Annotated in this window: 22 protein-coding genes; 19 read left to right on the plus strand and 3 right to left on the minus strand. The window is 37.9% G+C overall.

The window, feature by feature from the left end:
- Positions 1-27 precede the first annotated feature (27 nt).
- The 8 genes from KEM09_RS13985 (at position 28) to uvrC (ending at position 10,101) form a co-directional block, all read left to right on the plus strand.
- Positions 28-1,773, plus strand: a complete 1,746-nt coding sequence (locus tag KEM09_RS13985) for a tetratricopeptide repeat protein (protein ID WP_212229218.1) — start codon at positions 28-30, stop codon at positions 1,771-1,773.
- Complete coding sequence (gene lolB1 / locus KEM09_RS13990) at positions 1,773-2,624, plus strand: lipoprotein insertase outer membrane protein LolB1 (RefSeq protein ID WP_212229219.1); 852 nt, start codon at positions 1,773-1,775, stop codon at positions 2,622-2,624. Before KEM09_RS13985 ends, lolB1 begins: the two co-directional genes overlap by 1 nt.
- On the plus strand, positions 2,614-3,762 hold the full coding sequence (locus tag KEM09_RS13995; RefSeq protein WP_212229220.1) for a murein hydrolase activator EnvC family protein: 1,149 nt from the start codon (positions 2,614-2,616) through the stop codon (positions 3,760-3,762). The genes lolB1 and KEM09_RS13995 overlap by 11 nt, the downstream gene beginning before the upstream one ends.
- Before the next feature lie 129 nt (positions 3,763-3,891).
- Positions 3,892-4,287, plus strand: coding sequence for an ATP-binding protein (locus tag KEM09_RS14000; RefSeq protein WP_342344008.1), 396 nt, complete (start codon positions 3,892-3,894; stop codon positions 4,285-4,287).
- Positions 4,287-4,709 carry an rRNA maturation RNase YbeY gene (gene ybeY / locus KEM09_RS14005; protein WP_212229222.1) on the plus strand — a complete coding sequence of 141 codons (423 nt, stop codon included), beginning with the start codon at positions 4,287-4,289 and terminating at the stop codon, positions 4,707-4,709. The genes KEM09_RS14000 and ybeY overlap by 1 nt, the downstream gene beginning before the upstream one ends.
- Before the next feature lie 41 nt (positions 4,710-4,750).
- On the plus strand, positions 4,751-6,628 hold the full coding sequence (gene mnmG / locus KEM09_RS14010) for a tRNA uridine-5-carboxymethylaminomethyl(34) synthesis enzyme MnmG (protein ID WP_212229224.1): 1,878 nt from the start codon (positions 4,751-4,753) through the stop codon (positions 6,626-6,628).
- Between the two features lie 22 nt (positions 6,629-6,650).
- Complete coding sequence (gene ade / locus KEM09_RS14015; RefSeq protein ID WP_212229226.1) at positions 6,651-8,288, plus strand: adenine deaminase; 1,638 nt, start codon at positions 6,651-6,653, stop codon at positions 8,286-8,288.
- Positions 8,278-10,101: an excinuclease ABC subunit UvrC gene (gene uvrC / locus KEM09_RS14020; protein ID WP_212229228.1), complete on the plus strand. Its 1,824-nt coding sequence runs from the start codon at positions 8,278-8,280 to the stop codon at positions 10,099-10,101. The genes ade and uvrC overlap by 11 nt, the downstream gene beginning before the upstream one ends.
- Before the next feature lie 55 nt (positions 10,102-10,156).
- Here the strand turns inward: uvrC and lplA are convergent, their stop codons facing one another.
- Positions 10,157-11,143: a lipoate--protein ligase gene (lplA, locus tag KEM09_RS14025; RefSeq protein WP_212229230.1), complete on the minus strand. Its 987-nt coding sequence runs from the start codon at positions 11,141-11,143 to the stop codon at positions 10,157-10,159.
- Between the two features lie 179 nt (positions 11,144-11,322).
- Here lplA and dtd point away from each other — a divergent pair, with 179 nt between their 5' ends.
- From dtd to deoC, 3 genes are read left to right on the plus strand one after another with little or no spacing between them, the layout of a single operon-like run.
- The gene (gene dtd, locus KEM09_RS14030; RefSeq protein ID WP_212229233.1) at positions 11,323-11,775 is read left to right on the plus strand and encodes a D-aminoacyl-tRNA deacylase; all 453 of its coding nucleotides are present in this window, start codon (positions 11,323-11,325) and stop codon (positions 11,773-11,775) included.
- Positions 11,775-12,104 (plus strand): nucleotide pyrophosphohydrolase, encoded by a 330-nt coding sequence (locus KEM09_RS14035; RefSeq protein WP_212229235.1) that lies wholly within the window; start codon positions 11,775-11,777, stop codon positions 12,102-12,104. Before dtd ends, KEM09_RS14035 begins: the two co-directional genes overlap by 1 nt.
- 31 nt (positions 12,105-12,135) lie before the next feature.
- Positions 12,136-13,026 carry a deoxyribose-phosphate aldolase gene (gene deoC / locus KEM09_RS14040; protein WP_244825023.1) on the plus strand — a complete coding sequence of 297 codons (891 nt, stop codon included), beginning with the start codon at positions 12,136-12,138 and terminating at the stop codon, positions 13,024-13,026.
- Positions 13,027-13,083: 57 nt separating this feature from the next.
- On the opposite strand, the gene KEM09_RS14045 is transcribed toward deoC, so the two are convergent.
- Positions 13,084-14,058: a polyprenyl synthetase family protein gene (locus KEM09_RS14045; protein WP_212229237.1), complete on the minus strand. Its 975-nt coding sequence runs from the start codon at positions 14,056-14,058 to the stop codon at positions 13,084-13,086.
- A gap of 192 nt (positions 14,059-14,250) precedes the next feature.
- On the opposite strand from KEM09_RS14045, the gene KEM09_RS14050 reads away from it, so the two are divergent.
- The 5 genes from KEM09_RS14050 to KEM09_RS14070 all read left to right on the plus strand — a co-directional run bounded on the left by KEM09_RS14050 (position 14,251) and on the right by KEM09_RS14070 (position 19,146).
- Positions 14,251-14,556: an ArsR/SmtB family transcription factor gene (locus KEM09_RS14050; RefSeq protein WP_212229239.1), complete on the plus strand. Its 306-nt coding sequence runs from the start codon at positions 14,251-14,253 to the stop codon at positions 14,554-14,556.
- 59 nt (positions 14,557-14,615) lie between these two features.
- Positions 14,616-15,062 carry a 6-pyruvoyl trahydropterin synthase family protein gene (locus KEM09_RS14055; protein ID WP_212229241.1) on the plus strand — a complete coding sequence of 149 codons (447 nt, stop codon included), beginning with the start codon at positions 14,616-14,618 and terminating at the stop codon, positions 15,060-15,062.
- A 152-nt stretch (positions 15,063-15,214) separates the two neighbouring features.
- The gene (gene polA / locus KEM09_RS14060) at positions 15,215-17,992 is read left to right on the plus strand and encodes a DNA polymerase I (RefSeq protein WP_212229243.1); all 2,778 of its coding nucleotides are present in this window, start codon (positions 15,215-15,217) and stop codon (positions 17,990-17,992) included.
- An 82-nt stretch (positions 17,993-18,074) separates the two neighbouring features.
- The gene (locus tag KEM09_RS14065) at positions 18,075-18,695 is read left to right on the plus strand and encodes a hypothetical protein (RefSeq protein ID WP_212229245.1); all 621 of its coding nucleotides are present in this window, start codon (positions 18,075-18,077) and stop codon (positions 18,693-18,695) included.
- A 76-nt stretch (positions 18,696-18,771) separates the two neighbouring features.
- Positions 18,772-19,146 (plus strand): winged helix-turn-helix transcriptional regulator, encoded by a 375-nt coding sequence (locus KEM09_RS14070; RefSeq protein WP_212229247.1) that lies wholly within the window; start codon positions 18,772-18,774, stop codon positions 19,144-19,146.
- On the opposite strand, the gene KEM09_RS14075 is transcribed toward KEM09_RS14070, so the two are convergent.
- Positions 19,122-19,721, minus strand: a complete 600-nt coding sequence (locus KEM09_RS14075; RefSeq protein ID WP_212229249.1) for a lactoylglutathione lyase family protein — start codon at positions 19,719-19,721, stop codon at positions 19,122-19,124. The genes KEM09_RS14070 and KEM09_RS14075 overlap by 25 nt on opposite strands.
- Before the next feature lie 284 nt (positions 19,722-20,005).
- Here KEM09_RS14075 and KEM09_RS14080 point away from each other — a divergent pair, with 284 nt between their 5' ends.
- From KEM09_RS14080 to KEM09_RS14090, 3 genes are all read left to right on the plus strand, one after another.
- Positions 20,006-20,584 (plus strand): NAD(P)H-dependent oxidoreductase, encoded by a 579-nt coding sequence (locus tag KEM09_RS14080; protein ID WP_212229251.1) that lies wholly within the window; start codon positions 20,006-20,008, stop codon positions 20,582-20,584.
- Positions 20,585-20,747: 163 nt separating this feature from the next.
- On the plus strand, positions 20,748-21,329 hold the full coding sequence (locus KEM09_RS14085) for a hypothetical protein (RefSeq protein WP_212229253.1): 582 nt from the start codon (positions 20,748-20,750) through the stop codon (positions 21,327-21,329).
- Between the two features lie 57 nt (positions 21,330-21,386).
- On the plus strand, positions 21,387-23,096 hold the full coding sequence (locus tag KEM09_RS14090; RefSeq protein ID WP_212229255.1) for an ATP-binding protein: 1,710 nt from the start codon (positions 21,387-21,389) through the stop codon (positions 23,094-23,096).
- Positions 23,097-23,125 lie beyond the last annotated feature (29 nt).

A 23,125-nucleotide genomic window follows, 5' to 3' on the forward strand; every position in this document is an offset into this window, starting at 1 on the left:
GAACTTTGTAAATATCAAAAACATATAATGAAGTTAAAATATTTAGGTATATCTCTGGCAATTATTGTTTTGTGCAGTTGTAGTGCTCTTAAACCACAAACCGAGAGCCAGGTTACAAAGGAACAGATCCAAAAAGTTCAGCTGACTGATGTACAAAAGCGAAAGTTTGATTATTTCTTTTACGAGGCGAGTCGTGAAAAGATGAAAGGCAACTATGAAAAGTCAGCTATGTACCTGACCGAATGCCTTAAAATTGATGCAACCAGCAGTGCTGCCATGTACGAATTAGCTAATTTGCTGGTAGCTGGCAATGAAGCTGTAAAAGCACAAGGCTTATTAGAACGTGCAATTTCGATTGAGCCTAATAATATCTGGTATAAATTAATGCTTGCCGAATTATATCAGGGTAATAAGATGGGATTTCAAGCCATTAAGTTATACGAACAGATTGTTGCTGATTATCCTGATAATGATGAGTACCTCTATGGTTTGGCTCAGTTATATCAACGTAACGGTGACGAAGAAAAAGCAATCTCTGCCTATAATAAGCTTGAAAAAAGAATTGGATTAAATGAAGTTATCATACTTGAAAAAGAAAAGATCCTACTTAATATTGGGAAGAATAAGTCGGCACTGGAAGAGTTAAATAAGTTGACTGCAAAGTACCCTGAAGAGGCACGTTACTATGGATTTATTGGTGATTATTACCTGTATCTGGGCGATAATGATAATGCTAAATCTTACTACAATAAAGTACTTGAAAAAGATCCAAAGAATGTGATGGCCTACTTCAGTCTTGGTAATATTGCACTGCAAGCTAATGATACTACAGGCTTTACATCATACTATAAGAAAGGTTTAGCTGTTAAATCTACTCCTTTCGAAGTGAAGTTTCAACGTATTTTGCCATTCTTAATGGATAGTAAGAACATTGATAAGTATGACAAATATCTTACCGAATTTATGGATGTTATCATTGAAGCGCATCCATACGAAGCTATGGCATATGTTTATAAGGGTAATTATTACCGCAGTATTAGTAAAACCGACTTAGCTTTAGATGCCTATAAGACTGCAATTACCATAGAACCCTCAAACGAGCTTATATGGCAGGATTACCTGCTATTGATGATTGATAATCCTGATTATTCAAAAATTTATGGCAATGCAAAACTCGCCATAACACATTTCCCTGAAAACGCATTTTTCTATCTATTAGCTGGTAGTTCTGCCGGACAATTAAAAGATAATGATGAAGCTTTACGTTTGCTTAATTTAGGCCTTAAGCATGTAATCGATAATAAGCCTCTTGAAGCTCAATTACATGCTAATATAGGTGATATTTATTACGCCAATAAGCAAAGTGAAAAGGCTTTTGAATCCTATAAAAAGTCTCTTGAAATTGATGAATTGAATATTGTTGTTTTAAACAACTACAGCTATTATCTTTCTTTAGAGAATAAGGATTTAGATAAGGCAGAAAGAATGAGTAGCAAATGTGTTGAGTTGGAGCCAGGTAATTCAACCTACCTAGACACTTATGCCTGGGTGTTGTTTAAACGTGAAAGATACTTTGAAGCTAAGTATATTATTGAAAGGGCTTTGGATAATGGGGGCAATGAAAGCAGTGTTATTGTCGAACATTATGGCGATATTTTATATAAGAACGGTGATATCGAAGGCGCTGTGGAGCAATGGAATAAAGCTGTAGAAATGGGAACTGAAAGTGAAACTATCCTTGAGAAGATCAAGCAACAAAAGTATTTAGAATAGTGCTGAAACTTAAATATTCACTAGTTATTGTATGTGTTATACAGCTTGTTGGTTGTAAAAGCACCAGAGAATTCTATACTAAGGATGGTTCTTTAAAAAATATTTCTGATGCAAAATTAATCACTTCTGTAGAAGATCAATATATTGAATATAACTCACTTTTTTTCAAGAAGTTTAAAGCAGAGTTATCTTATAATGATGATGCAAAATCATTTAAAGGCAATATGTTTATCTTAAAAGATACCTCAATGGTTGTTTCAATCAATCCGCTTATGGGTATCGAGTTATTCAGAGTTAAGTTAAGTCCTGATGCAGTTGAAATAATTGATCGCACAAAAAAAACGTATTCCCATGGCGATTATGAAATACTTTGGAAAAAGTTCATGATTGAGTTGGATTACTATACATTACAACAAATTGTTACAAACCGAATGTTTGTTTATCCAATTGATGATGCTGAAAAAAGTTTAAAGCGTTACAAGCATTACTGCAGTGAAAATATGTACCAATTTCAGTCAGTCAAAGAAGGAAAGTTTTCACGTAAATATCGTAAGGAAAAGACTGAAAATATCATCTTCCATCAAATGTCTGTTTTACCCGATGTATTTAAAGTAAAAAGCGCCTATATAAGGGACTTTTCTGTAAATAGTGAAGTTACTATTACATACGATCTATTTACCAATGAAAATGGACATTTAATGCCTTCTCTTATCAATATTAGTGGCACACGTGGCACTGATAGATTTTCATTACGCATTCAATTTGATAATTTTGAATTAGATGGTGATAATTCAATTGGTTTTAAAGTATCAGAGAAGTATAAGCAACTAGACTTTAAAAATGGTAATTAAACGGCTTTTCATACTATCAATATTTACGCTGCTATTTAGTATTACACAAGGGCAGACGATAGCCGAACTTGAATCTCAGAAGGAACGCATCAATAAGCGCATTGAAAATGCCAATAGTTTGATAAAGAAATACGCGAACCAACGTTCCAACAGCTTAAAAAATATTCGTTTACTCAATAGTCAGATTAAAGATAGAGAAGAGCTCATTCAATTATATAATGATGAAATTAGTTTACTTGAAAATGATATTAAGGTGCTTAATCTTGAAATTGAGGACAATCAAGAACAATTAGAGGCCTTAAAGGAGCAGTATACCAAATTAATTCGAGAGACCTACAGTAATAAAAAGCGATATAATGAATTATCTTTCTTTTTTGGTGCTGAATCATTTAATGAAGCATATCGCCGGTATATTATGCTTAAAGAGTACAATAAATTCCGGCATAACCAAGGTGTTTTAATCCAGCAAAAATCTACTCAATTAGATGAAGCGAATAATCTCCTGAATACAAAGCTTAAGGTGCAAAATAATGCCTTAAATAACATTAGATCGCAGTACGAACAATTAGTGGTTGACAAACGCAAAATTGATTCCAATATTAAATCCCTTCAACAAAAGGAAAGTAGTCTTCGACGAAAAGTGAGGCAAGATAAGAATGCTTTAAAAAAGTTGGAGGATACCATTATCAAACTGATTGCTGAATTAAATAAGGAAGCCGTTGAACCTTCTGATTTTCATCTTGCGAAAGGTAAGTTATCATGGCCAATTAGTAATGGTGTTATTGTAAGTCAGTTTGGTGAACATCAACACCCTGTACTTAAGTATGTTAAGGTTAAAAATAATGGAATTGATATTCAAAGTAATACTGATTCTAAAGCCAAGGTAGTTTTTGGAGGTAAAGTTAGTAGGGTAGTTCCAATACCTGGTTATAATAACGCTGTTTTAGTCAGACATGGAAGATTTTTAACCGTTTATGCCAATTTAGACAACGTTAGTGTAAAAGCTGGAGAAAACGTAACTAAAAATTCTGTAATAGGTACAATATACAGCGGAAATGGTGAAAATTCGGGTGTATTACACTTTGAAATATGGGAAGAAAGTGAGAAATTGAACCCTGAGTTTTGGCTTTTGAAATAAAAGATTTAAATTTTATAACTATCTGCAACATTCTACGTATAAACAGATTGGTTATCATTTATAAGTAATTGTTGAAGCTCATAAATGAGCTGTTTGTTGCTTTTTAAGAGATGTAAAATGGAATTGATTGTGAACAAAATAGAATTCAACTCCGAAACAAAAAATATAAATATTGTTGAAAAGTTGATTGACGATTTATCAGCCCAATATTCTCTTCATAACGATATATATGGTAAGTTGCTATTAGCCGTTGTTGAAGGAGTCAATAATGCTATTGTACATGGCAATAAACTAGACAAAGAAAAATTAGTTGTGGTAGAGTATCTGTTGGATGATACACGTGTGGAGTTTACCATCAAAGATGAAGGAACTGGATTCGACTATACGGAAGTTCCTGATCCTACAAAACCTGAAAACCTCGAAAAAACTCATGGTAGAGGTATTTTTCTGATGCACCATTTAGCAGATGAAATTGAGTTCGAAAATGATGGAAGTATTGTAAAAATGACTTTTAATATTGATTAATGATCGCATTTCATAGTGAAGATGTTAGCTTACCAAAAGAAATTAGTGACAAGGCAACATATTGGATTAATGAGGTAATCAATCAATACGGTTATATACTAGATAATTTAACATACATTTTCTGCTCAGACGAGCATATACTTAAAATTAATACCGATTATTTAGATCATAACTACTATACAGATATTATAACTTTTGATTATTGCAAGGGAAAGCGTATTTCTGGCGATCTATTTATTAGTATTGATACTGTCAAGTCCAATTCCGAAATATATAACTTTAACTACACCGATGAATTGCATCGTGTAATGATTCATGGCGTTCTGCATCTTCTTGGATTTAAAGATGCCAGTGAGCAAGAGAAGTTGATTATGCGCAAACACGAAGATGATGCTTTATCATTGTTAGCAACTTTTCATTAATTTTGCTGTTTATCTTACAGTAAAAGAGTAACATTTATTTTATGGATTTTAATTACGATGTAATTGTCGTAGGTGGGGGACATGCAGGCTGTGAAGCTGCAGCCGCTGCGGCTAATTTGGGTAGTGAGGTGCTTCTGATTACAATGGACATGGGGCGTTTTGCTCAAATGTCATGTAATCCAGCTATTGGTGGAATTGGCAAAGGGCAAATTGTTAGGGAGATTGATGCATTAGGTGGATATACCGGTATTATTACTGATAAGTCCTCTATCCAATTTCGTATGCTAAATCGATCCAAAGGACCTGCCATGTGGAGTCCGAGAGCACAATGTGATCGTATGGTCTTTTCTTCTGAATGGCGAAGTCAATTAGAGAAAATTCCAAATGTTTCATTTTGGCAAGATGCCGTGGTTGAGTTTATAATCGAAGATAACATAATTAAGGGTGTTAGAACGGCAAATAATGTAAGGTTCTTATCTAAGGCCGTTGTTTTAACTACTGGAACCTTTTTAAATGGCCTAATGCACATTGGTTCAGTACGTTCTGAGGGTGGTAGAGTTTCTGAACCAGCTTCAAAAGGAATTTCTGAGCAATTGTTGAGCCGGGGTTTTACTGTTGGCCGTATGAAAACCGGTACGCCTGTACGAATTGATGAAAGAAGTATTAATTTTGATAAATTAGAAGAGCAAAAAGGTGATCAGGGAAATTATCGATTCAGTTATCTGCCTTCTGATGATAATGGTCTAGTAAAACGCAGTTGTTTTATTACTTATACTAATCCGGATGTTCATAAAGTGTTAGAAACTGGTTTGGATGAGTCGCCTATGTATAACGGAACTATTCAAAGCATAGGTCCGCGGTATTGTCCTAGTATAGAAACTAAGATTGTAACTTTTGCTGAAAAGGAGCGTCATCAATTGTTTTTAGAACCTGAAGGTGAAACCACCATTGAATATTATTTAAATGGGTTTAGTTCATCATTGCCGCTACAAACACAAATTGATGCTTTAAAATTAGTACCCGGTTTAGAGAATGTAAAAGTATTTCGTCCTGGTTATGCCATTGAATACGATTTTTTCGATCCTACACAATTGCACCATACGCTTGAAACAAAAATCATCAGTAATCTGTATTTTGCCGGGCAGGTTAATGGAACGACGGGGTATGAGGAGGCCGCAGCCCAGGGATTGATGGCTGGTATTAATGCACATCAAAAAATTAATAACAACGATGCTTTTATATTATCGAGGGATGAAGCTTATATTGGTGTGTTGATTGATGACTTGGTTACAAAAGGCGTTGATGAACCTTATCGCATGTTTACCTCTCGCGCTGAATTCCGAATTTTGCTAAGGCAGGATGATGCTGATGCTCGTTTAACTCCAAAGAGTTTTAGTATAGGATTGGCAGAAAAAGAGCGTATCGATCATTTAAACGAAAAGCTTGCTTTGCGTGAGCAAGTGATTGACTTCTTAAAGAACTTTAGTGTTAAGGCAAATTTAGTTAATGAGTGGTTAGTTAGTAAAGGGACTACTGCATTAAAACAGGGTGTTAAGTTAATGGATTTATTAATGCGTCCGCAATTAACAATTCATGATTTAATCGAAGGCATTCGTCCATTCCAGGAATTCGTTGATACTTTGCCTGAAGCAAGAAGGGGAGAAGTTTTAGAGTCAGCTGAAATTATACTGAAGTATTCTGGATATATAAATCGAGAACGATTATTAGCTGATAAATTTAAACGACTCGAAAATCTGCAAATTTCAGGTAAATTTGATTATGCTTCTATTAACTCGCTTTCGACTGAGGCACGACAAAAATTAGAAAAGCTACAGCCTTCTACAATAGGGCAGGCGAGTCGTATTTCTGGTGTTTCACCAAGTGATATAAATGTTCTCCTAGTATTAATGGGCCGCTAGTGTTCCACGTGAAACAAATTGTATGAAAATTTCTGGTAATATTGTTGATGTAGTCAAGAATGAAATATTTCCTGGTGATATTGAGGTTGAAAACAATACGATTATTTCTATTCGCAAAAACACCAATTCGTATTCTAATTATATACTACCTGGCTTGGTTGATAGCCATGTGCACATCGAAAGTAGTATGCTTACACCTTCGCGATTTGCTCAATTGGTTGTTCCACGTGGAACGGTTGGAGTAGTTTCTGACCCGCATGAAATAGCAAATGTAATGGGAGTGAAAGGTGTGGAGTACATGATAAAAGATGCTAAAAGTGTTCCTCTTAAGTGTTATTTTGGGGTTCCTTCATGTGTTCCTGCAACTGATTTTGAAACATCAGGGCATAAAATTACGGAGAAGGACGTAGAGTATTTATTAGAAAATGGCGCTTCCTTTTTGGCTGAAATGATGAATTTCCCGGGCGTTATTCATGGTGATAAGGAGGTGTGGAACAAGTTAGAATTAGCGAAGAAATACAATGTGCCTATTGATGGACACGCTCCAGGTTTACGAGGGGAGGAACTGGAAAAATATGCTTCAGGTGGAATTACAACCGATCATGAGTGTTTTAGTATTGATGAGGCGCTGGATAAAATAAAGTGCGGCATTAAAACCCAGATAAGAGAGGGGAGTGCCGCGCGCAATTTTGAAGCATTACATCCGCTTATTACCAGGGAACCCCTCAATACAATGCTTTGTACTGATGATAGTCATCCTGATTTGATATTAGCCAAAGGACACATAGATCGCCTTGTACGTTTAGGTTTAGCTAAAGGATACTCTATTTTCGAAATGTATCAGGTTGCAGTGGTGAATCCTGTTAAGCATTATAATTTACCAATTGGCTTACTACAAGAGGGAGATGCTGCTGATTTTATTATCGTGGATAATTTATCGGATTTTAATGTGCGCACAACATATGTTGATGGTAAGAAAGTAGCTGAGGATGGTCAGGCTTTATTTGAACTTTCTTCCTCCGATGTTATTAATAATTTCAAGTGTACGCCCATTACTTTGGATGACGTCAAAGTTGTTGCGCCAGTAGATAATCCAGGGCTGCGTTTAATGGAGGCAGAAGATGGTGAGCTGCTAACGGAACAAACTATTTGGAATACTTCGTATCAAAAAGGAGAAGAAATTCAATCAAGTTTGGACGATGATATTCTAAAAATTGTTGTTGTAAATCGCTATAGAGAGGCGCAACCGGTCGTGGGATTTATCAAGAATTTCGGACTTTTAAAAGGGGCTTTAGCTAGTTCTGTAGCTCACGATAGTCATAATATTGTAGCCATAGGTTGTGATGATGAGAGTTTAGTAAGAGCTATTAACGCCATCATTGATACAAAAGGAGGTATTGTTGCGACAGATGGTAATGAAGAAAAACTACTAAAATTACCTGTAGCCGGATTGATGAGCGTTGAAAAAGGGGAGGAAGTAGCTAAGCAATATACTGCGATTAATCGCTTTGTAGCTAAAATGGGATGTGATATGAAGGCCCCTTTTATGACCTTAGCTTTTATGTCGCTATTAGTAATTCCTTCCTTAAAAATTGGCGATAAAGGATTGTTTGATGTCAATACGTTTTCCTTTACCAGTTTATTTGTAGATGATAAATAGTAGATCAGATAGGGAAAATCAGTTAAAACTTTTAGTTCAGGCATTACCATCTTCACCTGGTGTTTACCAGTATTTTAATGAAGATGGTGTTATTATATATATAGGTAAGGCTAAGGACCTGAAAAAGCGTGTTTCATCCTATTTTACAAAGCAGCAGGATAATGGTAAGACACGCATACTCGTCAATAAAATTGCAGATATCAAACATTTGGTTGTTGAGTCGGAAGAGGATGCTCTTTTGCTTGAAAACAATCTGATAAAAAAATACCAGCCCAGGTATAATATCCTGCTCAAGGATGATAAGTCGTTTCCATATATTGTTGTCAAAAATGAACCTTTTCCACGGGTTTTTCAAACGCGTAATTTTGTGCGTGATGGAAGTACTTATTATGGTCCTTATACTTCAGTAGGGATGGTACGCACCCTCATTGAGTTATTCAGACAGATATACCCTTTACGCACATGTAAGCATAATTTATCTCAGGAAAACATACGAGCGGGGAAGTTTCGTGAATGTTTAGAATATCATATAGGGAAGTGTAAAGCACCATGTATTGGACAATATGACGAGCAGATTTACGCTGAAAATATCGCAGCCATCAAAGATATTTTGAGTGGAAATATTTCTTCTGTCCTTAAATACATGCATAAGATAATGCTTAATTATGCCGATGAATTAGCTTTTGAACAGGCAGAAGAGGTCAAAAATAAAATTGAGTTATTAAAGGGTTATCAAAGTAAGTCTACAGTCGTAAATCCCAAGATTACAAATGTGGATGTATTTAGTATTATCGATGATGAAAAGGCTGGATTTGTCAATTTTTTAAGAGTAGTTGATGGTGCTATTATTCAGTCACACACCATGGAATTTCGAAAGAAACTGGATGAATCTGCATCTGATATATTACTGATGGCCATTTCTGAAATACAAAACCGGCTGCATTTTTTAGCGCGTGAAGTATTGGTTCCCATCAAACTTGATATTGAGTTGGAACGCACTAAACTATTAGTGCCTAAAATTGGTGATAAAAAGAAGTTGATGGACCTATCAGAACGGAACGTGAAATACTACCGACTAGATAAACTTAAACAACAATCATTACATAAAAAGGAACCAAGAGAGGAACGCATTTTAAAGGTTATGCAAGCAGATCTACGTTTAAAAGTGTTACCTCGTCACATCGAATGTTTCGATAATTCAAATATACAAGGAACAAACCCTGTGGCTGCTTGCGTTGTTTTTCGTAATGCTAAACCTTATAAGAAGGACTATCGCCATTTTAATATCAAGACGGTGATTGGTCCTAATGATTTTGCTTCCATGGAGGAGGTGGTTTATCGCCGTTATAAGCGCTTGAAAGAGGAGGGGCAGGGATTACCTCAGTTGGTAGTTATTGACGGTGGTAAAGGACAACTTGGTGCTGCTGTAAAAATATTGCGTGAACTGGGATTGAGTGAGCAGATATCGGTGATTGGTATTGCTAAACGCCTCGAAGAGATTTTTTACCCAGGAGATCCGATTCCATTGTACTTAGATAAAAATTCAGAGACCCTAAAAATAATTCAGCACCTTCGAAATGAAGCACACCGTTTTGGTATTACTTTCCATCGACAAAAACGTTCCATCAATTTTATCACTTCTGAGCTAAATGAAATTCCAGGCATCGGTGATAAAACCATTGAAGCGCTTTTTAATAATTTTAAGTCATTTAACAATATTAAGAGTGCTACATTGGAAAATTTGACGTCAATAATAGGGAAGGATAAGGGGAATAAAGTGTATTCTTATTTTAATAGAGGTAAAATGGATTAACACTTTGAATATAAGAGTTATATAATCGTTTTTAATATTCTTGTAATTAATTGAATTAGCTGAAGAATCCCTTGTTGATTATTTCGAGACTGCTCTTATTTATATTAATTAAACTAATGTTTATTAATTCATTTTCCAGAGTAGATGAATGATGTTGTAAGCCACAAATTGTATCACTGATCAAATCCAGCTCTTTTTGAATGGCTCCATCCGTTGATTTGATTTCACTTTGTGTTATGATACCTTTTTGCACAGTAATATGTGATTTGATTCTTGTTCCGTTTTCCAGCTTATAAAGTCTTTTTAATTCAAAGTTGGGGCTGTAGCCATAGTTCCATTCCCAGGTGTTGAATTTACTCTCTGAAATCGCCTCTATTTGGCTTGTTTGTGCTTTTGTTAATTCTAATTGGGCACCGGTTTCGTAATATCGCAGAAGGTACTGAAACAAATATTCAACGAATTCATTGTAATTCATCTCTTCATTTAAATAGTCCGATATGTTAGCTACTTCGCTTCTTACTGATTTAACCGCTTTATCTTTAATAATTAAAGGATTGTTTTTTAAAGCTTTATTTAATACGCTGAGATCAGATCTAAATAAGAGCGTACCGTGATGCATCACCCTGTTTTTATATACGTGAGATGCATTGCCCGATACTTTTTTACCATCAATTTGGATATCGTGTCTTTTGCCAAATGTGGCAGCAATGCCAAGTTCATTAAGAGCTAATAATATAGGCTCAGAGTATCGTTCAAAATTCACTAAATTACCTTTTTTACCACTTTTTATAAAGCAAAAGTTCAAATTGTTATCATCGTGATAAACTGTGCCTCCTCCTGATAATCTACGGTATATGGGTATTGATGCTTTATTGACAAATTCGTAATTTATTTCAGCCAGGGTATTTTGATGTTTGCCTACAATAATAGATGGCGAATTGGTATATAAGAAAAATACATCTTCCTGTGTATGTCGTAGCAGGTACTCTTCCGTCGCCAGGTTTAAAGAAGGACTATTGGTTTTGCTGATTAATCCTTTCATATATTGAGCTTTATGAGTTTTTAATTAAGTTAGTGATATCTTTCGTAATTGGATCTACCTACAATTGAACTACTGATTACCTCATTTTGTTTAATAATAGACCAAATGGTCGGTTTCCTCCGTTAAGTATTATAAACTATCGAAAGATAATTGTATTTTCGATGCTTAAAATACAATTTATGCGATTAGTTATTCAACGTGTAAGCCAGGCCTCTGTTTCTATAAATGGAAATTGTAAATCAAGTATAAATAAGGGATTAATGATTCTTGTAGGTATCGAAAATGACGACACCAAGGAAGACATCGATTGGTTAGTGAAAAAGACCTGTAACTTACGTATTTTTGATGATGAGGAAGGCGTGATGAATAGGTCAATAGTTGATATTGCTGGTGATTTTTTGGTGATTAGCCAGTTTACATTGCATGCCAGGACAAAGAAGGGAAATCGTCCATCATATATTAATGCGGCAGGTCCTGAAGTGGCTATTCCTTTATATGAGGCCTTTGTTAATGAATTACATTCGGTAAGTGGCCGTATGGTAGGAACCGGTGAATTTGGGACTAATATGCAGGTTCAATTGATTAATGATGGCCCTGTAACGATACTAATAGATTCAAAAAGAAGAGAATAATGAAGCTATCTGAAGCTCAGGAACAGGTTGATAAATGGATTAAAACCTATGGTGTCAGGTATTTTAGCGAACTGACCAATATGGCTATTCTAACCGAAGAGGTAGGGGAATTGGCTAGAATAATGGCACGCAAATATGGCGATCAGTCGTTTAAGTCAAATGAGCAGAACACTGACATGGCTGATGAGATGGCCGATGTACTTTGGGTGTTAATTTGCCTGGCTAATCAAACCGGGGTTGATCTGGAAGAGGCCTTTGCTAAAAATATAGCTAAAAAAACTAAACGAGATGCTAACAGGCATTTGAATAACAGTAAGTTGAAAAAGTAATAACAAGAGAAAAATAGCTAATTATAGAGATATGGATGGATTAATGGATAAGTTTCCTTTTTCGTTGACAGATAAACAAATTGAAGAAGGAATTAACGCTGCCAAGCAAGAAGCTCTTCATTTAAAGGCGGATAAAGATATATTGAAGTTGTTATTTAATTGTATTGACCTTACATCTTTAAATACAGAAGATTCTTCGGATGATATTCGTGATTTTGTGGAAAAAGTCAATGAATTACCGCAGCATTTTGATTTTGTTCCACAAGTAGCAGCTTTGTGTGTGTATCCTGTTTTTGCTCCGGTATTAAAAAGCGGCTTAAAAGACGTCAATATTGGTCGTGCAGTTGTTTCGGCAGGGTTTCCGTCATCACAAACCTTTTTGGACGTGAAAAAGCTGGAAACACAGCGTGCCATCGACTTTGGAGCCAATGAAATTGATATTGTTATGTCCGTTGGTGAGTTTATGGAAGGCAATTACGAATTTGTTGGTGAGGAAATCAATGCCATTAAGGGCGTAATGGGGGATGCACATCTGAAAGTTATCCTCGAGTCGGGTACATTGCCAAAAGCCGAAGATGTATGGACCGCCAGTGTGATAGCAATGGAGTATGGGGCTGATTTCATTAAAACATCGACCGGAAAACAACAGCCAGCAGCAACCTTTGAAGCAGCGTTTACCATGTTAAGCGCCATTAAAGCCTACTTTGAAAAGACGGGTAAAAAGATCGGTTTTAAGCCAGCGGGTGGTATTTCAACAGTAGACGATGCTTTGGTGTACTATTGTTTGGTGAAGCACATATGTGGCGCTGAATGGCTAAATAATCAACTGTTCAGGCTAGGGGCAAGCCGCCTGGCTAATAATCTGATTAGTGATATTGCCGAATTGGAAAATGGCTTCAGAAAAGAGATTAAATATTTTTAATTAATAATTTAGGTAGTAGTTTATATTTAGCTTATTTATTGGTGATAATATAAACTACTATTTCTTTCTTTTGAGGGTGTAATCCACCATGGTTTGCAGGGCTGTTTTCGTCTCTGAATCCGGATAGCCAGCAAGGTTGTTTTTAGCTTTTTCAGCAAACAGTTCCATTTGCTCAGTGGCGTATTCAATTCCGCCATTGGCTTTTACAAAGGCAATAATTTCCTGTACTTTCTTCTCGTTCTTATGATGTCGGCGGATGAGTCGTAAAATGCGTCGCTGCTCTTGCTTGTCGGTTTTACCTAGCGCATAAATAAGTGGCAACGTCAATTTCTTTTCTTTAATATCATTACCTGTAGGCTTGCCTATCATCCCATTTTGTTCGTAATCAAATAAATCATCACGTATTTGGAAGGCAATGCCCAGGTTTTCACCAAACTGGGCCATGTTAGTGAGTTTATCTCCATTTACACCAACCGAAAGAGCACCGGCTTTTGTGCAGGCAGCAATGAGGGTAGCTGTTTTTTTGCGAATAATTTGGTAATAAACTTCTTCGGTGATATCCAATTTGCGCGACTTTTCTATCTGAAGTAGCTCACCTTCAGCCATCTCACTCACCGCATTGGAGACTACTTTTAGTACATCAATTTGCCCGGTATCCAGCGATAGGCTTAAACCCTTGGAGAGGAAAAAGTCACCAACCAATACCGCCACTTTAGATTTCCATAGCGCATTAATGCTGAAGAATCCCCGGCGCTGATAGGTTTCATCCACAACATCGTCGTGTATTAAAGTGGCAGTGTGCAAAAGTTCTATTAATGCTGCAGCTATGTAGCTCGATTCGCTTACTTCACCATTTAGTTTGGCTGATAAAAAAACCAGCATGGGCCTCATTTGCTTGCCTTTACGGCGAAGTACATAATTGGTAATCACATCCAATAAGGGAATTTTCGATTTCAATTGTTCCTTAAAGAAAGGTTCAAATTGTTTCATTTCTTCCTTGATGGGCGATTTAATGAGCTTTGTATCTGACATAGTAAGTTAGTGCTTTCAAATAACTGAGTGCGCAAATTAACGATAAGCGCCAAATTTAAATAATATTCAGGATTTTTTAACTCATCATATTGATATTATCTAAATATTTAAATATTTTTGCACATTCGTAACGATAATGTAACAAGATAGTTATATATTTGCATTTGTAATTATTTTAAAATATTGGGGTCGATGATAAAAATAAAAGATTTAGATACAGAGATGCTCGACAGAGCAGCAGGCATGCTTAAAGCGATTGCACACCCAATGCGTATTGCCATATTAAGTCATTTAGAAGATGGCAATAAGTTAACTGTAACCGAAATCCATAAGCTTTTAAACATAGAGCAGTCAACCACCTCGCATCATTTGGGTATTTTAAAGGATAAAGGAGTATTGGCCAGTGAGCGTCAAGGGAAAAATACCTTTTATTACCTTAAGCATAACAGCTTAAGAAATATTGTGGATTGCGTGAGTAAGTGTACCGTAGTAAAGTAAAAAATCAGGCAAAATGACCATAAAGGCTGATTGTTTCAGTCTTTTTTTATGAAGTGAAGATGGCAAAGATAAGATTGACAAAGGAGTTTAGGTTTGAGATGGCGCATGCTTTGTGGAATTATGATGGCCTATGTAAAAACCTGCATGGGCATTCATACATCTTAAATGTAACGGTTATTGGAGAGCCTATCGGGGATGAGAATAATCCTAAATTGGGCATGGTGATGGACTTTGGTGATTTGAAAACAATCGTCAATGAGGAGATTGTCGATAAGCTGGATCACGCTGTGGTACTTAGCAGCAATGCACCTTCTGAGCAGCTGTTGGCGCTGCCACAAATGGGGGAACGCCATGAAATAGTCGATTACCAGCCAACGTGTGAGAATATGCTTATTGATTTTGCTGAGCGCATTAAAAAGCGATTGCCTCAAAATATAGAACTATTTAGTTTAAAACTGAACGAAACCGCAACAAGTTATGCTGAGTGGTTTGCCAGTGATAATTAATTAGCTTTTGGCTGATAGCCATTAGCTTCAAAAAGCCGAAGTGAATCATTCATTTCGGCTTTTTGTTTTATGTCAGTCTGTAAATAAGCTATTAGCTAAAAGCAAGTAGCCAGTTGCTTTTTTTATCTTAGCAAAAAAAACAAACAATAGTTATGCTTGAAGAAAAGAAGGATTTGTATTTGTTGGATGCTTATGCATTGATATTCAGGGCGTATTATGCTTTTATTCGTAATCCGCGTATTAACTCTAAAGGAATGAATACCTCGGCTGTATTTGGCTTTACCAATTCACTGCTGGAGATTTTGACCAAAGAGAATCCTTCACATATAGCAGTTGTTTTTGATCCATCGGGGCCCACTTTTCGTCACGAAGAATATCCCGAATACAAAGCCAATCGTGATGCTACGCCGGAAGATATCAAACTGTCTGTTCCGTATATCAAACAGTTTATTGAGGCCATGAATATTCCGGTGATTGTCAAAGATGGTTATGAGGCTGATGATGTGATAGGAACCTTGTCTAATAAAGCATCGCAGGCCGGTTATACCACTTACATGGTAACACCCGATAAAGATTATGCACAGCTTGTGAAGGATAATGTGATTATGTATAAGCCACGTAGCAAAGGCGGTGGTATCGATAAGTGGGGCGTTGAAGAGGTAAAAGAAAAATTTGAGATAGATCATCCATTGCAGGTCATTGATATTCTGGCTTTATGGGGTGATACAGCTGATAACATACCAGGCTGTCCCGGTGTGGGTGAGAAGCGCGCGAAAGATCTGATAAAAGCTTACGGCAGTATCAATGGGATATACGATCACATCGATGAGCTCAAAGGCAAGCAGAAAGAAAACATGATTAATTTCCGTGAGCAGGTGGAATTGTCTTATAGGCTGGCAACCATTCGTTTGGATGTACCTGTGGAGCTTGATGCTGATGCATTGAAAAAGGAAAAACCCAATATGCAGGCTATAAATCAGCTGTTTGATGAGCTGGAATTTAAAAACCTGGCCGGGCGCATTAACCAGTTGTACGGCACGTCGCCGGTGCAAGGCGATCTGTTTGGTATGGCTGCACCAGCTGTTGAAGAAGAAGTAGAAACAAGCTTTGGTAATCGTCAGACAATAAAGGATGTAATCCATCACTATTACCTGGTGGATAATGATCAGAAGCTGGCTTCCTTAAGAGCTGAATTAAGCACCAAGCAGCGGTTCTGTTTCGATACCGAAACAACATCAGTGCATGCTATGGAGGCCGAACTGGTGGGCATGTCCTTTGCCTGGAAAGCCAACGAAGCCTATTATGTACCTGTGATGATTAACGGTCAGGTTAATAATGAACTAATTGCTTCATTTAAATCGATATTTGAAGATAAAAAGATTACCAAAATAGGGCAGAACCTGAAATACGATATGCTGATCCTGAAGAATTACGGCATTGATGTGAAAGGGCCGTATTTTGATACCATGGTGGCGCATCATCTGTTATATCCGGGCCTGAAGAATGGTATGGATTTCATGGCAGAGACCTATCTGAATTATACACCAATTGCCTACGAAGCGGTGGTTGGGCCAAAAGGCAAGCAGCAGAAGAACATGCGCGACTTAGCACCCGAAAATGTGTTGGACTATGCGGCCGAAGATGCGGACATCACCTTGCAGCTGGCTTTAAAATTTCAGGAGGAGTTGAAAGGCAGTGCAGTTGAGAAGCTGTTCAACGAGATTGAGATGCCGTTGATTGAAGTGCTGGCTAACATGGAGTTTGAAGGCGTAAAGCTGGATGCTGAAGCGTTGAAGGATTTTGCTGAAAAATTACGTGAACAAATCATCGCTCTTGAGAAAACTATTGAGGAATTGGCTGGCATGTCGTTTAACATTGCCAGTCCAAAGCAGGTGGGTGAAGTATTGTTCGAGCATTTGAAAATTGATGAGAAGGCTAAGAAAACCAAGAGCGGGCAATACAGTACCAATGAAGAAACCCTCCAAAAGCTCAAAGAGAGGCATGAAATTATTCCCGCCATCTTGGAATACAGAGGTTTAGTGAAGTTATTGAATACATATGTTGAAGCACTGCCTAAGCTGATTAATGAAAAAACAGGCAAAATACACACCAGCTATAGCCAGGCAACGGTTGTAACTGGTCGCTTGAGCTCCAATAACCCCAACCTGCAGAATATTCCTATCCGGGATGAAAACGGGAAGGAGATACGCAAAGCTTTTACAGCTTCCGATACAGAACATGTGTTTCTGTCGGCCGACTACTCGCAGGTGGAACTGCGACTGATGGCTCACTTTAGTGGGGATGAGCATCTGATTGATGCTTTTAATCGTGGTGAGGACATCCATGCCGCTACAGCCGCCAAGATATTTAAGGTGCCTTTGGAGGAGGTGACAGCTGATATGCGCCGGAAAGCTAAAACGGCCAATTTTGGTATTATTTACGGTATTTCGGCCTTTGGTTTGGCAGAGCGCCTGACTATATCGCGCAAAGAGGCTAAGGAAATAATTGATGGCTACTTCGAAAGTTTCCCTGGTGTGAAAGAATTTATGGATGGTAGCATTGCCAAAGCGAGGGAGAATAACTATGTGGAGACGCTTTATGGCCGTAAGCGTAACCTGAGCGATATCAATTCACGCAACGGCGTGGTGAGGGGGATGGCTGAGCGTAATGCTATCAATGCGCCAATTCAGGGCACTGCAGCTGATATTATCAAGCAGGCCATGGTGAACATCCAGGAGCGCTTCGAAACTGAAAAAATCGCCTCTAAAATGATTCTGCAGGTGCATGATGAATTGAACTTCGATGTGCTGAAATCGGAGGAGGAGAAAGTGAAGGCGATTGTGAAAGAGGAAATGGAGCAGGCCATACAGCTATCTGTACCCTTTGAAGTGGATATGGGTGTGGGCGAAAACTGGCTGGAGGCGCATTAGCAATAGTACACAGTGCTTGGTGAAGTGTCCGGGAAATGGGCACTGGCACCAGACTTTAAATTGATAACCAAACCTAATTTTCATGAAACAACTTCTCATTTGCTGTTGCTTGTGTCTCATCAATATTGCCAGTTACGCACAGGAAGAGTTTTACCGCGATAAAGGTGGTATGACCCTTCATTATGGCCATTCGTATGCCAATGAAGCCGGACATTTTAATTCAGTTGGTGTTGGGGTTCTGTTTAAAAATGGAATAGCCTTTGGGGTTTCCAATCAGCAAATTGCCGATCAGGTGAAGCCTCAGTTGTATCTTGGTTATATGTCCAGGCCGAAAACGGATAATTTTTATGCACGTGCTAATGCACAGCTTAGCTATATCAGCAGCTCATTTGCCCGTATTGTGGGTGTTAATCTTGGTTTATCCTATCTGCTGAATGGACAAAAACAGTTTCCAAGTTCGCTGAACGGGGTGTTTGGTATTAATCACGTTAAGCTTAAGCAAACCGAAAGTAACTTTTATTTTACACCTACAGATTCGGAGATAATACCAGCAATGGGTATTGCTTTTAATCAGGCGTTTTTTGCTCATCACACATTAACACCATTTATCAGTATTGGGGTGGGACATGAGCTAAAAAATAACACCACCGGCTTTAGTTTTTCTATGGGGTTGAATATTAATTTTAATGGTTCTGACAATTAGCCTGATATAGGGATATAAGACAGACAAATAATTGTATAAAAAGGATTTTGGTAGACTTGATAAAGCATATGTACCAATGAAAAAGGATGATGCTCATACTAAAAAAATAAGCTATAAGGGCAAAGACTTTTTTTGTTCTTTGGCTTTTGCACTACATTTGATAGGTGATAAATACAAGAGTTTGATCATTTATCATTTAAAGGATGGACCCATGCGTTCGGGTGAATTACAAAAGAGTATTACAGATATATCCAACCGGATGTTTACCTACTCAATAAGAGCCCTGGAGAATGATAATCTGGTAGAACGGAAAGTGTACCCTGTGACGCCACCTAAGGTTGAATATGCACTAACGGATATAGGAAAGTCATTGGTCCCCATTATTCTGGAATTGAATAAATGGGGACAGGATTTTGCTGATGAGCATCATTTGTATGCGCCAGCCGAATAGTGCAACTCGTAAGAGTGGGAGTATATCTCAAATACGGTTCCAAACGGATCTTCGACATAACACATACGGTAAGGTTTTTCGCCCGGATAGTATTCTCTGATTGGCATACGTTGTTTACCGCCGGCATCAACAATTTTTTTAACTAATCCTTCAACATCAGGATCCTGCACAGAGAAATGAAACAGACCTGTTCTGAAAGGTTCAAACCGGGGTTGGAGCTCCTTACTCTGTTCAAATTCAAATAATTCAAAACCAATTTTATCGCCGGATGAAAGATGGGCAATCTTAAAAGTTCCCCAGCCTTCACCAAACACATCAATACACATTTGACCTATGGCTGTTTCGTTTTCTTCAACTACAATAGTGGGTTCCATAATGACGTAAAAACCCATTACTTCGGTGTAAAACTTAACGGCCGCATCAATATCAGGCACCGTTATGCCGATGTGTGAAAATGTTTTAGGATAGGGCTTTACCATTTCATTGTTCGTTTTCATAATAGTGGTGTTTTGTGAATAAGCCTGCCATGCAATCATTCCTATAAGCGCAACAAGGGCTATAATTCTTTTGTTCATTACTTTATGCTTTTGATTAGAGTGGCGAAGTAATGTTAAAAATGATTGCTGCACAAGAGGTTACAAATTTTGCAGATAGTTACACTAATGTGTATTTTTAACTTGTTCAAGCCTTTGAAGAGCGAAAAAAAATTGTAAAAATCTCTTGCGAGGAAGCATAAAAAGATGTCTGGCTTTTCACTGAGGCAAACTTTCGATTTTTACTTGATATTAAAATAAATGCCTGTCGTGGTTAGGTTAATTAAGGCCAACGTATTGGCAAGGAAAATTTAGTAATATATCACATGAAAAAAATTCTCATCATCAATGGCCATCCCGATAAGGAAAGTATGTGCACAGAGTTGGCCCGGTATTATCAATCCGGTGCACAGGAAGCAGGAGCACAATGTAAGCTGATTAATTTAGGAGAATTAGAATTTTCACCCGTGTTAAAGTATGGCTATCGTAAGCGAACAACGCTTGAACCCGATTTAGAAATGGCCTGGAAAGGTATTCAAGAAGCTGATCACCTTGTGTTTGTTTATCCTACCTGGTGGGGCACTCAGCCAGCCTTGCTCAAAGGTTTTATCGATCGGGTGTTTTTGCCCGGTTTTGCTTTCCAATACCGTGAGAATTCATTGCTATGGGATAAACTGCTAAAAGGCAAAAGTGCTCGTTTAATAGTGACAATGGATACGCCAGGTTGGTATTACCGTTGGGTGTATCAACGCCCGGGACATAATGCTATGCGAAAATGTGTTTTAAATTTTTGTGGTGTTAAACCGGTAAAAATAACCAGTTTTAGACCCGTTAAGGCCTCAGCTGAGCAAACCAGGTTGAAATGGTTGGAAAAGGTCAGAAGATTAGGAATAAGAATGGTATAAACCGAACTAAACAACATGTTGTTTGCCTTTGAAGATGGTATAGTGTAATTTGTCTTGCTATAGATAGTTTGGAATAGGCAGCTTTCTTGATTAGCTCTTAGTTATAAATACCTGAAGGTGTAATTGTTTGCAAGCCCCTACTGTAGTTGAAAAATTCGACATTATGAAATCTACTTTACTAACTTTATTGATACTTTTTTTTGTTGTCTCAATTAATTCTCAAGAAATTCAAAAAATTAGAACCAATGAAATTATTGCGTTATTAGAATCCGATAAGCCATTAGCCCATAATGTTATAATTAACTTCAATCTATTCGAAATTGATTCAATTACCGGTTCTCAATTGCTTCAATTGAAGAAAATGGATAGTGATGTTATAAAGAATACTAAGCTTGCTAATAAACTAACAGAGGATCTTAATAAATCTAGAATTGAATCAACTGATTCTTCATTGTATAATGCCTTAAATCCACTCGTGTCTCCGAATAGGAAATATATTCAACTTGAAAATAATTACGATTCTGTGTTCATGATTGATCCAACTAATGAAGACGAGTTAAATTTTTATTTGTCATCATATTATGGTGATAATTGTACAATGCTACTGTTGTGTCATGCAAACAGAGGATATTATAAAATGTACCGGGCAAAATCACCTTTAGATGGCTATGGAGTCATTTGGCAAGTTGAGCTAAAAGAGATGAATAAATTATACATACAGCAAATATCTATAATCAAATCATAATAAAGAGAGTAAAGTAAAATTTGGGTTTAATATCACAAAACAAAAAATCAAATTCTCTTGAAGGAAATACTAACCAAACTGTTGGTACATATAGGCCTGTTAACAACGATACTGGCAAGCAGTCAGTTAATGGCGCAAGAATCGAATAGATTAAGTGCCAGCGAGACCGAGTGGCTCACACAACATAATGGCGCTATTCGCCTGGCACCTGATCCTAAATTTGCACCATTCGAGTATTTTGATGATCAAGGTGCGTATGCTGGTATGGGTGCCGAATACATCCGCCTGATTGAAGATAAAACAGGGCTGCAGTTTTCCATCGTTAAAATGGCTGACTGGGAAAGTATTGTGGAAGCTGCCAAACAGCAGGAGGTAGATGTATTTGGTGTGGCAGCCATAACGGAGCAGCGCCAGCAATACATGGCTTTTACAACGCCTTACCTTACTACCCGTGGAGTGATTATTACCCGGGTGGGTGTGACCAGGGAAATGAGTCTTGATGACCTGAAAGGGATGAAACTCACATTGGTGAAGGACTATGTATGGGATGATTTTATCAGTCTCGATTACCCCGATATGCAGATTGATTATGTGAGCGACCCACTGGTAGGCATGCGTAAGGTATCGTTTGGGGTGAGTGATGCCATGGTGCTGAGCATGGCCACCGCATCTTATTACATCGAAGAAGAGGGGTTTACCAATTTAAAGGTGGCTGGCGAAACCGATTATGCTGTACAATTCTCAATTGCAGTGCGCAAGGACTGGCCCGAACTGGTGTCTATTATCAATAAAGGCATTGAACAGATTAGTGAGCAGGAACGGGAGGCAATTAGCAAGCGTTGGCTGTTTCACCAATACAAAGCGGCCTACTGGAGTAAGGAGCTGATATATGGCATATTACTGGTGCTGGCCGGCGTATTGGGAGTGCTGGTTATCATGTTCATCTTTAATAAACGCCTTAACGCTGTGGTGAAGGAAAAAACAAAAGCACTTAAAGAAGAGCAAAATCAGCTATTGGAATTAAATGAGAAGCTGGTGGCAGCACGAGATAAGGCCACCGAGAGTGAGCGGCTGACCAAGGCCTTTTTGACCAATATCAGTCACGAGGTGCGTACACCCATGAACAGCATCATCGGCTTTGCCCAGCTGATAGAAATGGATCAGGTATCGAAGGCCGACACCCTGCACTATGCCTCGCTGATGATAAAGGGTGGTAAACAGCTCTTATCTATCCTCGACAGTATTATTCAACTATCGAAAATGGAGTCGGGAGTAGTTAAACCAGTCAATGAGCCTTTTGATGTGCTTAACCTGCTGCGCGAAACCCATGAACTAATGCTCCCACTGGCAAAGAAAGCCGGTCTGTCGTTTCAGTTGCAGCTTAATACGCCCAGTCAGCATCAGCGCATTAACAGCGACCGTGTACTGTTGCAGCAGGTGCTCAATAACCTCATTAGCAATGCCATTAAATACACGCCCGAAGGAAAGGTGCAGCTGATTGGTGAATGCAGCGGTCAAACACTCAAAATAGTAGTGAAAGATACTGGTATTGGTGTTGATGAGGCCGACAAAGAAGCGATATTTAAGCCCTTCAGACAGGAGAAGCACCGTCTCTACATAGAAAGCGGAGCCGGACTGGGATTGGCCACCGTAAAAAAGATTGTGGAGGTAATGAATGGCCGTGTGTGGCTTGAAGCGAACCAACCCAAAGGCACCATTTTTTATGTAGAGTTGCCCGTTGTGCGTGTTGGGGAGGAGAGCCATTAGCTGATGGCCGCTGGCTGATAGCTATTAGC

The sequence above is a fragment of the Carboxylicivirga mesophila genome, assembly GCF_018271975.1.
GTDB classification, from domain to species: Bacteria; Bacteroidota; Bacteroidia; order Bacteroidales; family Marinilabiliaceae; genus Carboxylicivirga; species Carboxylicivirga mesophila.

What these genes read in the sequence shown, in the direction of transcription:
- KEM09_RS13985 (WP_212229218.1), top strand. Translation starts at nt 28, where the DNA reads ATGAAGTTAAAATATTTAGGTATATCTCTGGCAATTATTGTTTTGTGC.
- KEM09_RS13995 (WP_212229220.1), top strand. Translation starts at nt 2,614, where the DNA reads ATGGTAATTAAACGGCTTTTCATACTATCAATATTTACGCTGCTATTT.
- ybeY (WP_212229222.1), top strand. Translation starts at nt 4,287, where the DNA reads ATGATCGCATTTCATAGTGAAGATGTTAGCTTACCAAAAGAAATTAGT.
- mnmG (WP_212229224.1), top strand. Translation starts at nt 4,751, where the DNA reads ATGGATTTTAATTACGATGTAATTGTCGTAGGTGGGGGACATGCAGGC.
- ade (WP_212229226.1), top strand. Translation starts at nt 6,651, where the DNA reads ATGAAAATTTCTGGTAATATTGTTGATGTAGTCAAGAATGAAATATTT.
- uvrC (WP_212229228.1), top strand. Translation starts at nt 8,278, where the DNA reads ATGATAAATAGTAGATCAGATAGGGAAAATCAGTTAAAACTTTTAGTT.
- lplA (WP_212229230.1), bottom strand. Translation starts at nt 11,143, where the DNA reads ATGAAAGGATTAATCAGCAAAACCAATAGTCCTTCTTTAAACCTGGCG.
- dtd (WP_212229233.1), top strand. Translation starts at nt 11,323, where the DNA reads ATGCGATTAGTTATTCAACGTGTAAGCCAGGCCTCTGTTTCTATAAAT.
- KEM09_RS14035 (WP_212229235.1), top strand. Translation starts at nt 11,775, where the DNA reads ATGAAGCTATCTGAAGCTCAGGAACAGGTTGATAAATGGATTAAAACC.
- deoC (WP_244825023.1), top strand. Translation starts at nt 12,136, where the DNA reads ATGGATGGATTAATGGATAAGTTTCCTTTTTCGTTGACAGATAAACAA.
- KEM09_RS14045 (WP_212229237.1), bottom strand. Translation starts at nt 14,058, where the DNA reads ATGTCAGATACAAAGCTCATTAAATCGCCCATCAAGGAAGAAATGAAA.
- KEM09_RS14050 (WP_212229239.1), top strand. Translation starts at nt 14,251, where the DNA reads ATGATAAAAATAAAAGATTTAGATACAGAGATGCTCGACAGAGCAGCA.
- KEM09_RS14055 (WP_212229241.1), top strand. Translation starts at nt 14,616, where the DNA reads ATGGCAAAGATAAGATTGACAAAGGAGTTTAGGTTTGAGATGGCGCAT.
- polA (WP_212229243.1), top strand. Translation starts at nt 15,215, where the DNA reads ATGCTTGAAGAAAAGAAGGATTTGTATTTGTTGGATGCTTATGCATTG.
- KEM09_RS14065 (WP_212229245.1), top strand. Translation starts at nt 18,075, where the DNA reads ATGAAACAACTTCTCATTTGCTGTTGCTTGTGTCTCATCAATATTGCC.
- KEM09_RS14070 (WP_212229247.1), top strand. Translation starts at nt 18,772, where the DNA reads ATGAAAAAGGATGATGCTCATACTAAAAAAATAAGCTATAAGGGCAAA.
- KEM09_RS14075 (WP_212229249.1), bottom strand. Translation starts at nt 19,721, where the DNA reads ATGAACAAAAGAATTATAGCCCTTGTTGCGCTTATAGGAATGATTGCA.
- KEM09_RS14080 (WP_212229251.1), top strand. Translation starts at nt 20,006, where the DNA reads ATGAAAAAAATTCTCATCATCAATGGCCATCCCGATAAGGAAAGTATG.
- KEM09_RS14085 (WP_212229253.1), top strand. Translation starts at nt 20,748, where the DNA reads ATGAAATCTACTTTACTAACTTTATTGATACTTTTTTTTGTTGTCTCA.